The following is a 13,746-nucleotide window of genomic DNA, read 5'->3' as shown; positions in this document are numbered from 1 at the left end:
CCCGCTCGGGAACGCAACGCGATGAGCTACCAACGCCTCTACTCTCTCGACGTCGGCCAGGGCATGTGCACGTATTTTGAGGAATACGACGAGGAAAACGACGTTGTCGCGAACGCTCTCTTCGACCTGGGCTCCAGCAAGAGCAAACGACGGGCCGGCGGCCCCACCGTCGAGTTCCTCGCCAAGCGCATCAAGGCGCGCAGCGGAGACGACAAGGGCTACCTCGACGCCATGTTCATCTCCCACAAGGACTCGGATCACGTCAATCTGATCTGGTCCCTGCTGGAGGCGCTTCCCGAGATGGAAATCGGCTACGTTTACCATAGCGGCCGCAGCGAATGGTATACCAGCTCAAAGGGAAACGTGCTGACCAAGTTGGGGGAGCGGACGGAGAACGCGGACGAGGATGTCCGCAACTTCCGGGTGGGCTGCTCAAGCTTTCCCAGCCCGAACATCAAGGACTGGGTCAGCGTGTTCGACAGCGACCATGCCTCGGCCTACGTGATCGCCGTGAACACCTCGGAATCGGCCACGTCGCAGGGGAAACTGGTCGAAGAAGTCTACGCCAAGTCCAAGCCCGACGGCGACCTGGCCAACTCGACGTCGCTCGGCATCTACATGAAGATGTTCAACGTCGGCGCCGTCATCTTCGGCGACGCCACCTTTTCGACCTTCCAGTTCGTGAACCAGCACTTCCTGGAACACAAGGTCTGGCTCCAGGACACCTTCATGCTGCTGGCGCCCCACCACGGCAGCCGCCTGACGACCTTCGGCCTGTCCTCGACCAATGGCGCCATCAGCGAGGAAGCCCGCAAGGTCGTGAACACCTTCGCCTCGCTGACCTACGGCGCCACCATCGTGGTCAGCGCGGACACCAAGCATTCTCACCCCTCCCTGGAAACGATCAACGCCTTCCTGACGTTCGCCGACCACAGGGGCCCGTGGTGGTCGGACGAGTCCCTGTCCCCCTACCACCTGGTCTCGGCATACTTCGATGTTCCGGTCTCGGACACCATCGACACGCCGTACAAGAACTATACGTTTCTCTCGAATGAGAACTACTATACCAACCTCTATTATGCTCTCAACACTATCAAGGGCAACTTCATCTTCCCGCCCTATAGTGAAGTCACAATGCCCTCCGATGTTTCGTTCACCGAGGGCATGAACTGGGGATACCAGATCGACGCCCAGTCCTCGGTCAACACCCGCAACATCCCGATGGCGGGGATTCCCAGCAACCGCCTGCCCAAGACCACCGCGCAACTCCATGCCCTGTTCCAACGGGAGACCATCGCCCCGTCCCGGGGGGCACCCGCCCCCGGCGGCCTTGCTGGTCCCGTGCCGGCCGGCGCCGCCCGCCCGCCGGCCCGCCCCGCGCGCGCGATCCGTCGGCTGGAGCCACGGCGATGACCCACCCCCGCACCACCGTTCGCGGTGCCCGCCCCGTCCCCGGTTCCGAGAGGTAGCCCATGTCCGTCACGACGGTATACGCGGCCCTGAACGCCGCCCTCTCGGCCGGGACCATCGACCTGTGGAGCGCGTCCGCCGACACCGCTCTGGCGCCGCTGCGCGGCGTGCTGGGGCTGTTCGGCATCACCGACGCCTATACGCTGTCGGACGCAACCCTGACGCAGGGCCTTGAGCGGGTGACGCTGACCGGATCGGGCCGGTTCGGCCAGCCCGGCGACCCGCAGGGCATGCGGTTCCCGGTGCAGGGCCGCCTGCTCTACACCGAGGGGGGCGACAGCGGCGGCGTCTTCCAGCTCTCCTTGACGGTCACCAGCCCGGGGTGGACCTTCTCGGGCTTTTTCAATCCCGCCGCCCTTCCCGCCAGCCAACGCACCGGCGACAGCGCGCTCGGCCCGGTCATCTGGGGGCCGTCCATCCTGGCCGACCTGGCGCTGCTGTCGCCCGTGTTCCAGGCCGACAGCCGTCCGGACGCCACGCTGACCCTGTCGGGCCGCCTGCCGGAGGCCCCCGTCTTCGGGCCCGCCCTGGACATGCTCGCCCCCTGGCCGCTGGCGCTGGACGGGTCCCTGACGATGCCGCCGGACTGGGAGACCCCGCCGGTCCTGGACCTGGTGGCCCGGGCCGCCGGGTCGGCGACCCTGGCCGTCGGCTCCCCCGCCCAGGCAAACGACGGTCCCGGCGGCCTGTCCCTGTCGGATCTGGGCCTTGAGTTCATCGTCCGCGACGACCTGGACGCAACCGACTGGGGGCGGACCCGCTTCTCCGTGGTCAACCTGACCGGCACCGTCAGGCTGGGATCGGGGGCCGACGCCCTGGTCGCCCGCCTCTACACGCCCCTGCTCGTCGCCGGTCCCCAGTGGCGGCTGACGGCGCTGTTCGACCCGGACTCGGCGTCCGTGGTTCGGGGCATGGCCCAGTTGACGACCATCTTCGGCCTGCCCGCCCTGCCCCTGCCCGACAACTTCCCGCTGATCGAAACCTTCAAGTTCCGCGAGGTGAACCTGACCTTCACCACACCGGCGGGGGGCCTGGTCCCGGACCTGCGGGATCTGGCGGTGACCATCGTCTCGGACCGCGCGTGGTCGCCCCCGATCCCCTTCGTCACCCTGCGCAACGTCGGCACCCGCTGGCTGTGGGCCTGGGGCGCGGTGCGCGGGTCGGACAGCGTGGTCCGGTCCACGGGCACGGTCAGTGGCGCCGTCTTCGGCACCCTGCGCTTCTCCGGCGATGGCGACGGCGACAGCGGTAGCGACGGCCACGAAGGCCACGCGCCCCCGGGTCCCGGAGCGGGCACGACCGCCGCCAAGGTCGACATCGACGTCGCCGTCAGCCTGCCCGAGCTGCTGATCCAGGGCGAGATGCGCGAGGGCGACCGCATTCCCATCGGCGCGGCGTTCACCTACTACTTCGGCGCCCCGGGACCCGCCGTCGGCGGCCTGCACGCCGCCACGGTGACGGAGCTGGGCTTCGCGGCCGACCCCATCGCGCAGAACTACTCGGGCCATACCCAGGTCGTGTTCACGGACGCCGACACCGGGGATCCCGTGCTCACCCAGGGCTGGGCCATCGACCTGGTGGTCATCACCCTGGTCCTGGAGGAGGTGGAGTTCTGGATCGCCAGTCAGAACGGCCAGGTCGGCGGCGGCCTGTCGGGCGTCTTCTCCTTCGTCCCCAGTGATCCCCCCGACGACTACGAGAGCCCGCGCCTGATGCTCTCGGCCGCGTACCCGGTCCAGGACCCGGAGACGCCGGTGGGCTGGGTCTTCGAGGGCCATTTGTACCAGGGCACCGTCATCGACCTGACGGACGTGGTCGCGCGCTTCCTGGGCCTGGGCGCCGCGCCGGCCTCCGTGCCCCACCTGACCGTCGACCGCCTGGACGTACGGTTCGCCACGGAAGGCCGGTCCTATGCCCTCGGCGGCACCATTTCCGGCCGCTGGACGCCCGAACTCTTCGGGACCCCCCTCAAGGTCTCGGCCTCGGCCAGCATCGACATCGCCCGCGACGGGTCGGCGCCGGCCGAGACGCCCGCCCACGGCCGCCTGGGCGGCACGTTTCAGATCAACCGCATCGCGGTCGAGGTGGGCATGGACGTGGGCGTGGACGAGCCCACCTACCTGCTCAAGGTCTGCGTCGACACCCTTTGGGTCCAGGCGGTCACCGCCTGGCGGGGCGAGACGGGCAGCGAGACCAACCCGCGCCACCAGGTGGTCTCGGTCCAGCTCGGCGGGGCCACGCTGGGCGACATGCTGGAATACCTGGTCAACCTGGCAGCCCCGACCATCGGGTTCCAGCTCGACGCCCCCTGGGACATCCTCAAGCGGGTGGAGTTGTCCAGCTTCGTCCTGACCCTGGACCCCACCCGCAACGTGGTCGAGTTCGTCTACCGGGCCGAGGTCGACCTGGGCTTCGGGTCCCTGTCGTCCATCGGCGTGCGCTACAGCCACGGCGGCGCGGGCAAGGTGGAGCTGATCCTGGAAGGCGCCCTGCTCGGCCAGGACTACACCGGCGACGATGCCCTGGCCTGGGACGTGGTCAACGACCCGCCGCCCGCCGTGCCGGGCACGGGAACGGGGCTGGTCGACCTGCGCTACCTGGGCCTGGGCCAGCGCATCCGCATCCAGGACCCGCCGGACACCGTGGCCGGGACCCTGGCCGAACTGAAGGCCTTCATGAAGCCCGTGGACAATCCGGGCAACCTGCCCGGCCCCACCGGCAAGATCGCCTATTCGGCGGACAGTCAATGGCTGATCGGCCTCGACATCGGCCTGATGGCCGGAACCGTGGATCTAGGCTTCCTGTTCAACGATCCCATCCTGTACGGGCTGTCGGTGGGCCTGAACGGGGAGAAGGCCGGGTCGCTGGCGGGGCTGCGTTTCGAGATCCTGTACAAGAAGATCTCGGACGACGTGGGCATGTTCCGCGTCGAACTGCGGCTGCCGGACGCCTTCCGGACCTTCCAGATCGGCGTCGCCTCCATCACCCTGGGGACGGTGGTCGTCGAGGTCTACACCAATGGCAACTTCAAGGTCGACCTGGGCTTCCCATACAACCAGGATTTCACCCGCTCCTTCTCGGTGCAGGCCTACATCTTCATCGGCCGCGGCGGGGTCTACGTCGGTCTTCTTGACGGCGTGACCTCCAGCCAGGTGCCGCGCATCACCAACGGCACCTTCGCGCCGGTGCTGGAACTGGGCGTGGGCCTGGCCGCCGGGGTGGGTCGCGAGATCCGCGCCGGCATCCTCGCCGGCGGCGCCTACGTCGAGGTCCAGGTGATCTTCCAGGGCGTGCTCGGCTGGTTCAACCCGGCCAGCGCGGGCCAGCCCCCGGCGCAGTACTTCCGCGCCCTGGGCATCGCGGCCATGCACGGCAAGGTCTACGGCTACGTCGACTTCAAGGTCATCAAGGTTTCCGTGACCCTGGAGGCCTATGCCCAGGTCGCCGCCCTGTTCGAAGCCTACCGGCCGACCACGTTCGAGATGCTGGTGTCGGTCGACGCCCAGGCCAAGGTGAAGGTGCTGTTCATCAAGGTGTCCTTCAATTTCCACGTCGAGCTGGAGCTGACCTACGTCCTGGGAACGACCGAACAGACGCCCTGGATCGTGGCCCCGGGCGGCGACCCCGCCCCCTTCCGGGCGGACAGCGCGGCGGCGCGGCTGGGCCTGCTGGGCACCGGCGGAACCCTGGTCCGCGGCGGCAGCGGCTACGCCCGCCGCAACCGGATGCGCCGGCTGGCCGCGTTGCGCGATCATCACCTGCGGCGCGCCCGGGCGAGGCGGGCGCTGGTCCTGGGGCCGGGGCGGAGCCTCGCCGGGGCCTGGGGCTGGGACCCCGATCGCGCCCTGTTCCCGGACGGCGAACCGCGACAGGCCCTGCTGCACCTGCTGCCGACCGTCTCGCTGGGCGCGCCCCCGGTGGACTGGACGACCACGCCCGACCCGCCGGCCGATCCGCTCTACCGGGTGGCGTTCCTGCTGTGCGCCAACTCGGGCGAGACCCCGGAGGCGGCGACCGCGGCGGCGACGTCCCGGCGGTCGGCCCGTCAGCACGCCCTGGCCGCCGACGACGGGGACACCGACACCCTGACCCCGGACCTCTGGGTCAAGGTCCTGCTGCTGTATTGCCTGTACGCGATCCCCGACGGCCCCGCGACGGAAACCGATCCGGTCACCGCCGGCCAGCTCGCCCTGCTGACGGCCGCACTCGACGATCCGGAAACCGCCGACCTGGGCTTCGCCTGGGACATGCTGGACCGCCTGTTCGCGACCAACCTCCACCTGCTGCTGGCCGGGGATCCGGGCGGCGACGCAACCGAGGTGGGCGGCATGGTCGCCCCCCTGCCGCCGGGCCTGACCCGCACGGGCACGCCCGGCGGGACGGTGGACTTCGCCGCCATCAACCCGGTCGGCCCGTGGTACGAATGGGGCGTGGCACGGCGCACGGGGGACTATCTGCCGGTGGGCGGCGCGGCGGGCCCGCGCCCCGCGGTCGACGACCCGGCCGCCTACGAGTCCTATCCCACCTACATCTTCCGCGACTACTGCCTGATGATCGCCAAGGCCGCGGTCAAGGAGGCGCAAGACCTGCTCGCCGTGGCCCGGGTCACGGTGGCGGACGGGGGCGACGGCCAGGGACAGACCCTCGCCGACCTGGCGGGCACGTTCCCCTCGGCGACGGTCGACTATGCCGTCCGCTCCGGCGACACCGTCGAGAGCGTCGCCGACGCGCTCGGCGCCAGCGCCGCCGAACTGACCTTCCTCAATCCGGATCTCGCGCAGCGCCTCGCCGCCGCGCCGGTGGGATCGACGCTGTCCATCGCCCTGGGGGTCGCCCCGGAGGTGCTGGCCCAGGACAACGCCGACCAGGCCTTCGCCCTCGACACCGTCACGCTGGGCAACCTGCCCCACCAGGTGGCGGACGGCGAGACGCTGGACGGCATCGCCGCGCTGTTCAACCTGGACTCCGCCACCGCCCTGTTCACCGGACCGGGGGGCGACCGACCGCTGGGCGCCGCCACGCAGGTGCTGCGGGGCGGCAGCGTCTTCGACCTGCCCGCGCGCATCTGGCAGGCCGGTCCGGACAGCCGCCTCATGGCCGCGGCGACGGCCTATGTCCGCTATGTCCTGCCGTCCCTGGATCCCGCCGCCTGGTACGCCCAGGCGGTGTACGACATAAACCGCGATCTGCTGTCCACCCTGACCGGCAACGACCGCGTGGTGACCTCCCTGGAGATCCCGCCGGGCCACGTGCTCCAGGTGCCCCAGGCCTTCAACGCCGTGTCCCCGACCATGGACTACACCACGGTGGCCGGCGATACCCTCGACCGCATCGCCGCCGCCCTGACGCTGGTCCAGGTCTACCCGGACCGCGCGCCCGAACAGGCGCCGGACTGGCTCGATTTCCTCGCGGGGGTCACCGAGACCGGCGCCAACAGCTACGGGCTGCCGGCCTGGAGCGGCCTGCCGGTCACCCCCGGCGACAGCATGGAGGCCCTGGCGCGGCGCCTGATCCTGGATGCCACCTGGACCCAGGACGGGAGCGATCCGGCGCGCGGCACCTGGACCTATGCCTGGCCGGCGATCCTGGGCTGGGCGGGCGCGGCGCCCATCCTCGCGCCCCTGGCCGTGGTGCCGGTGCCCGGCGCCGTGGCCCGCGCGCCCGAGGGCGGGACGCTGAGCTTCGCGGTCCTGTCGCGGACCTACGGCCTGAGCGTGGCCGACGCCGCCGACCGGCTGGCGGACCGGCCCGGGCTCTACGCCATCGGCACGGACCTCACCGTGACCCAACTGCCGGTCATGACGGTGGCGGGGATCGTCCGGGGCATCCTGGACGGCGAGGCCCTGCCGCGCGTGGTCAACCAGGCCTCGCGCTCGCTCCTGGGCGGGCTGCGCACCCCGCTGCCGGTCGAGCAGGACGGGCACGTGGTCCCCAGCCCGGACCAGACGGCGCCACTGTACGACCTGACCGGTCAGCAGTTCGACCTGGACGTGGACACCGACCCGGACAAGGGAGGGGACCCGGCCCTCTCGCTGACCCTGACGTCCCAGACCGCCTGGGTGACCCTGGTCGACAGCACGGTGTCCGAGGGCGGCGGCACGGCGCCCGCCGGCGCCTTCGGCGCCCGCGCCGCGGCGCCCCGGGGGATGGTGATCCCCACCGCCGCAGCGGCGGAGCTGACCTACGCCTACAGCAACGCCGAGATCATCGCCATGGGACCGGCCACCGCCTACGGGATCCCCGTGGCGGAGCCGCCGGCGGCAATGCCCCTGGCCGAGCGGAGCCCGCGCGCCCATGGCCTGACACACCGCATCGAGGTGCAGACGCCGATCGCGCTGCCCATCCCCGGCATGGACGGCCCGCCGGTCAGCGCCCAGCCCTCGTTGTGGCCGTTCCCCGAGGACCTGCGCGCCCGCGCCCTGGCCGGGTCGACGGTGCCCTACGACCTGCTCGCCACCGCCGAGGGCGAACCCACCGGCCGCGCGGCGGCGACCGTCGCCGAGGCCACCTGGGCCAGCCGGATCCCGGTGCGGATCAAGCAGGTCAACGACGACCTCACCCTGTTCGCCCTGCACGGCGTGGCCGAGGCGGACCGCCCGGTGCTCCTCGCCCTGCGGCAGTGGCTGGCCGACGGCGCCGGCGCGGGCACGGTGGTCCATGTGCTGGCGCGGCCCGCGCCCAACGCCGGCAACGCCGCCGGACTCGCCCTGCTGCCGGGGGCACCCACCGACACCTTCATCATCCAGGCCAACCTCTCGACCGAAACCGTGCCCCGGCCGCCCGACATTGCCGCCGGCCGGACCCGCGCCCTGGCCCGCGGCGACGAGCCGGAGCGGCCGGCGGCCTCGCTGGCGGAGCTGGAGCGCTTCGTCACCCTGCTGTGGGAAGGCAGCGTGGTCGGCGGCGTCGGCTATGCGGTCGGCCTGGAGGCGGGCCTGCCTGCCAGCGCCCTGGACGAGAACGGCATCGCGACCATCGACCTTCTGGTCATCGCCGGATCGCAACAGGACCCGGCGCCGGAGGGGCGCCCCCTGCTGCCGTTCAACACCTGCGCCCTGGTCGCCCCGGGCCTCGAAGCGGCCATCGACACCCTCTACGCGGAGGACCACGGGGAGCAGGACACCATCCTTCAGGCCCTGGTTCCGCCGGGCAGCGCCGGGTTCACCCTGGCGCTCGACGCGCCCCCGGACCAGCCCCCCGGCGGCGGCGATACCGAGGCGGCGGTCCTGCAACTGCGGCGGCTGTTCAGCCTGCTGGGTGTGGCCATCCCGCAGAGCGGGGCCTCACCCTACGTCATGGCGGCTTCGGGGATGCCCGCGCCGCCCGCACCGTCGGAGGCGAGCCCGCCCCCGGCCTGGAAACGCGCGCGCCTCGTGCGCCGGGGCCTGCGCCGCGACCGGCGGACGGCCCTGGAGGCCGAGCCCCTGTGGCGCTATGACCAGATCCTGCCCCTCAGCCGGTTCGCCGGCGCCTCCGCGCTGCCCGCCGTCCCGGGGCTCCCCGATCCCCAGGACGATCCGTACCGAGGCTTCGGCCGCGCGCAGAGCCTGCCGACGGCCACCGCCAGCCTGACGTTCCACGACATCCTGGGCAATCGCACCGGCCCCGCACCGGAGGGCCAGGGCACCGTCGCCATGCCCACCGGCTACACCGACCCCCTGATTGGCGTGGGCGACTGGCCCGCCGTCGTCACCGGGTACACCGTCCAGCGCGAGGGGGATCGCGTCTCGCTCACCGTCTCTGTCGATCCACGCCCCTCAACGGTCATGCCCGGCCCCGCCCAGCCCGGCGACGCGGCCGCGGCGGCCGCCGGCCGCCAGGCCGAGGCCTACGCCAAGTCCTATTACCAACTCGGCCAGACGCTCACCGCCACGGTGACCACCTCGCTGGACACCAGCGCCAACCACGCCGTCGACCCGGCCCTGCTGTGGCGCTTCGCCGCCGCCGCCCAGGCGTTCAACGCCGCCGCCGCCCGGTTGGGCGCCGCCCGGGCACCCGAGGGCGCCACCCTGGGATCCATCGCCACCGAATTCGGTGTGCGGCCCGCAGAAATGGCCCTCGCCAACGCCGACCGGCCCATGGAGGCGCTGTTCGGCAGCGGCGCGTCCGTCGTCGTCCCCGCCTTCGCCGTGTTCGCCGAAAACGACACCGCCGAGACCCTGGCGGGCGCGACCCGGCCCGCGGGCTGGCCCCGGGTGAAGCCCGAGGCGCTGCTCGCGGATCCCGAGAACGGCACCCTGCCCCTGCGGGTCGGCGCCGCCCTGGCGGTCTCGCCGCCGCTCACCCACGGCACCGGCGACGGGTCGCCGTCCCTGGCGGACCTGGCCGACGCCCTGGGCACCACACCGGGTCCGCTGGCGCGCGACAACGCCGCGGCCCCGATCCTGCAGGAGGGGGTCACGTTCTCCGTCGCGGTCTCCGACGACACCGTGGTCACCGTGACCGTCACCGGTCCCGACGGGACACCGCCGATCCGCTCGTTCGACGCCGTCTGCGCCGCCTTCGCCGCCGCGGGCGTCACGGTAACCCCCCTGGACCTGGGCGAGACCCACGCCGACCGTCCGGGCCTGTTCCAGGCCGACGAAACCGTCGCCAGCACCCAGTGGGTGGCGGCCGAGGGAGAGACCCTCGCCAGCACCGGCAGCGGCCTTTCCCAGGCCCAGCTGGCGGCCCTGAACACGGCGACCCCGAACCTGTTCGACATGGGCGCGCTGATCCACCTGGGGGCCTTCAACGACGGCGCCGGGATCACGCCGGAGCCGGACCAGACCCTGCGCCAGTTCGCCGACGCCTACGCCTGTCCGAGGGAACTCCTGCTGGCGGCCAATCCGGACCTGGCCGTTCCGGCGGACGGCCTGTTCGCCATCCCCGGTCTGGCGGTCTGGCCCGCGGATCCCGCCCTGGCGCGCAATCCCTACACCCTGCGGGCCGGCGACACCCTCGACGCCGTCGCGCCCCGCTTCGCCTGGCCCGGCGACGATCCGGCGCTGGCGCTGGCGACGGACAACGCCGCCATGCCCCGGGTCCTGGCCGGGGACACGACCTTGCAGATCCCGGTGGGGGGCGAGACGGTCCCCATCACCACGCCGCCCGACGGGGAGTCCCTGGCCGAAGCCCTGGCCCAGGTCCGCGCGACCGCGCCCGACGCCACCCTGGCCGACCTGGTGGCCGGCATCGGCGCCGACGCCGGCGCCCTACAGCCCGGCGCGCTGCTGATCTGTCCCCCCGCCCGCTTCGCCGGGGCGGCCACGCCGGGGGACATCCCGGACCTGTTCGGCCTCGGCGCCGGCGCCCTCGCCCTGGCCAACGCCGGCACGCCCGGCCTGATCGCCCCGGGGGTCACCGTCCGGGGGCCGGACGGGCTGGTGTCGGTCGAGACCCGGGCCAACGACAGCTTCAACAGCCTGATCGTCCGCTTCGCCGAGGCGGGCGTGCAGGTGGATCCCGCCGCCCTCGCCGAGGCGCCCGCCAACCGGGACATCCCGCTGTTCGCGGCGGGGGCGCTGGCATTGCTGCCGCCGTCCCCGGCACGCATCACCCTGCCGATCGGCGCCAATGGTCCCTATCCCGGCCCCGCCTTCTCGCTGCGCGTCCAGTTGTCCCTGGCCCGGCCCACGGCCCTGGTCAATCCGGACTTCGAGCCGGGCGCCGGCGGCGGTGTCGAACGGGTGGTCTCCGTCATCCCCGCGCCCCAGGGCACGGGCGACGCGGCGGACTCCGGCGGCCTCACCCTCAACGCCTTCATCGCCGCCCTGGTCGACGCCCTGCCCAACCTGCGCGTCGCGACCGGTCGGGCGGCGGACGACCGGCGCGATCTGTGGGCGGTGGACTTCGGCGCGGCGGGCATCCGGTCGCTCACCATCGCCGGCACCACCACGGTGCCCGGCGCCCCGGGGCCGCAGCCGCGGTTCTTTGCCCTCGCCCCCCTGTACACCCGCCCGGTGGGTCGCGAAGGGGTGTCCATCCGCACCCTGCGACCCGATGGCGCGCTGTCGCCGCACGCCGAGGACACCGACTTCCAGGGCATCGACACCCAGCCCTGGGCCACCCGGTTCCTGTCGGACATGGACCGGATCCTGAGCGCCGGGACCGCCGCGGCGCTGTACCGCACGGCGGAGACCCGCGACACCCTGGCCGGCATCGTCACGGTCAAACGCGACCTGGCGGGCGCCATCGCAGAGGGCCTCGCCCCCGTTCTGGAGATCGACGATCCGCAGCAGGCCGCGGGTCAGGCCGCCGCCGCGGCCACCCTGGAGCAGCGGCTGGGGGTCAGCCTGTCCCAGGCCTGGTCCGCCGCCGCCCTGGTCCAGCTCGACCGCACCGTCTCCTCGCCCTGGCAGGACCCGGAGTCCGGGCTCGCCCCGGCCGACCTCTACGGCGGCATCACGGTGACCGGCGACACCGGGACCGACCGCTCCTGGACCATGACCGCCGCCAAGTGCTGGCTCACCGACCGCTCGCCCTTCGTCACCATGCTCCTGAGCGAGGCCGATCCGGCCACCCACCGGGCCGTGACGGCGGACATGGCCTTCGGCATCACCGACATGGAGCGGAACATCGTCACGGCGGGGTTGCCCCAGGGCTACGCGTCCTCCCAGTGGCTGAGCTTCCTGCCGCCCCTGAGCGGCGACCATCGTCCCGCCGCCCTGTCCTCCGACCTGGGCACGGTCTCCGTTCCCATCCCCCTGCGGGTCTTCCCCGCCCTGCCGGAGGCGCGCGGGCAGTCGGCCGCGCCCTCCGCCCTGGACGCGCCGGCGCGTGCCCGGGTGCGGGCGCGGCGACGCCGGGGGACCGTCCGGGCGGAGACCGACGTCCCGCTGGCCGACATGGCGCTGTGGGACCACGCCTTCACCTATGCCCACGAGCACGCCGAGCAGGACGAGGTCACCGTGACCCTGCGCTACAACCTACGGCCCGGGGATCTGCGGGAGGCGCGCGCGGAGACGGAGGATCTGTTCCCGCAGCTCGCGCGTTACATGGCCGTCGCCGACGACCTGTGGGCGATCCTGGACACCCTGGCCGAGACCGACGGCCCCCTGTCCCCCACCCAGCGCACGGCGGCCGGCACCTTCCTCGATCTGGCCCGCCCGATCGCCGACCACTGGACCATCCGCCACCAGCCCGAGCAGGCGCGGCGGAGCCGGGCGGCCGCCGACCTGGCGGCGGAGACCTTCGCGTTCCGGGCGCGGGTGACGGACCGCGACGGCGCCGAGGCGGGCACCCGCGAGGTGGACCACCTGACTCTGACCGCCCTCGAGACCCCCGTCGGCCCGGACGGCGTCTGGCCGCAGGTGACGGCCCGGACGGTGGACGGCCGAGCGGTGTCCCTGGCGCCCGAAACCGTCTCCGAGACCATCACCCGCTACCAGGTGCCGGAGGGGGTCCGGGTTCCCGCCCTCTGGCCCACGTTCACCCTGACCGTCCCCGACCTCAACGTGGCCCGCTGGCAGAACGCCACCGGCTCGATCGCCGTGCGGCGCAACCAGAAACTGCTGGGCCCGGACGGTCCGGAGACCAACGCCGCCTTCGTCTTCCAGACCGACACGGTGGAAGCGGCGAGCGTCGTCACCCCGTTCAACCCGTGGGACGAGCGGGTGCCGCTCCAGACCGGCCCGGAGCCCGAGGGCGTGGCGGAGGCCCTACAGGCTGCGTTCGAAACCCTGTTCGGCGCGGACGCGCTGGACGGGTCGCTGACCGTCACCATGGGGGTCTCCTACGCCTACGAACTGGCGACGGACCCGCTCGATCCGCGCCACGGTCTGATCGAGGAGACCCCGATCTATCTGTACCCGAACCAGCCGTTGACGGATCAAACCGCCGGCGTGATGCAATCGGCCGTGGCGCAGTGGCGCGCGACGGCGGCGCCCGTCGCCCAGGGCGGCGAATGGGTGTTCTCGCTCACCCTCTATTCCGCGCTGGAGGACGACCAGCGCCCGTTGCTGACCGTGGAGCGCCTGTTCCTGCCCCTGGCGCCCGCCCCGTGATCCTGCGAAGACCCGGGCCAGCTCCAGCGGTCCGCCGTCGCGCGGGCAGAACCGCAAGCGGCCGCCGCGCGAGAAGACACCGCGCAATACACGGGACGGGCCGGGCACGACGCGGGACCTGGCGGACACCCCGGACCGGGTGGTGCACTGCCATGCCGATGTCTGCGCCCACTGCGGCACCGCCATCCCCGCGCCGCCCCCATCACCGCGCCCGATCGCTGCCATCGAAGCCGGCGCCTGGACCAATGGCGGCCCGCGCGCCATTCTCTCGGCTGAACACCACGCGCAGCGA

Annotated in this window: 2 protein-coding genes; both read left to right on the top strand. The window is 72.4% G+C overall.

Features of this window, described 5'->3' with window-relative positions; all coding sequences use genetic code 11:
* Positions 1–21: 21 nt before the first annotated feature.
* Entirely contained in the window at positions 22–1,413 is a 1,392-nt protein-coding gene (locus GGD88_RS01440) for a ComEC/Rec2 family competence protein (RefSeq protein WP_184431066.1), read from the top strand.
* 59 nt (positions 1,414–1,472) lie between these two features.
* Positions 1,473–13,454, top strand: coding sequence for a lytic transglycosylase domain-containing protein (locus tag GGD88_RS01435; RefSeq protein WP_184431065.1), 11,982 nt, complete (start codon positions 1,473–1,475; stop codon positions 13,452–13,454).
* The last annotated feature ends 292 nt before the right edge of the window (positions 13,455–13,746 follow it).

The organism is Roseospira goensis, from assembly GCF_014197795.1.
GTDB classification, from domain to species: domain Bacteria; phylum Pseudomonadota; class Alphaproteobacteria; order Rhodospirillales; family Rhodospirillaceae; genus Rhodospira; species Rhodospira goensis.
This window is presented reverse-complemented; position numbering and strand designations above follow the sequence as displayed.

Bases quoted from the DNA above. Each gene is read 5' to 3' on its own strand.
- GGD88_RS01440 (WP_184431066.1), top strand. From the start codon at position 22: ATGAGCTACCAACGCCTCTACTCTCTCGACGTCGGCCAGGGCATGTGC.
- GGD88_RS01435 (WP_184431065.1), top strand. From the start codon at position 1,473: ATGTCCGTCACGACGGTATACGCGGCCCTGAACGCCGCCCTCTCGGCC.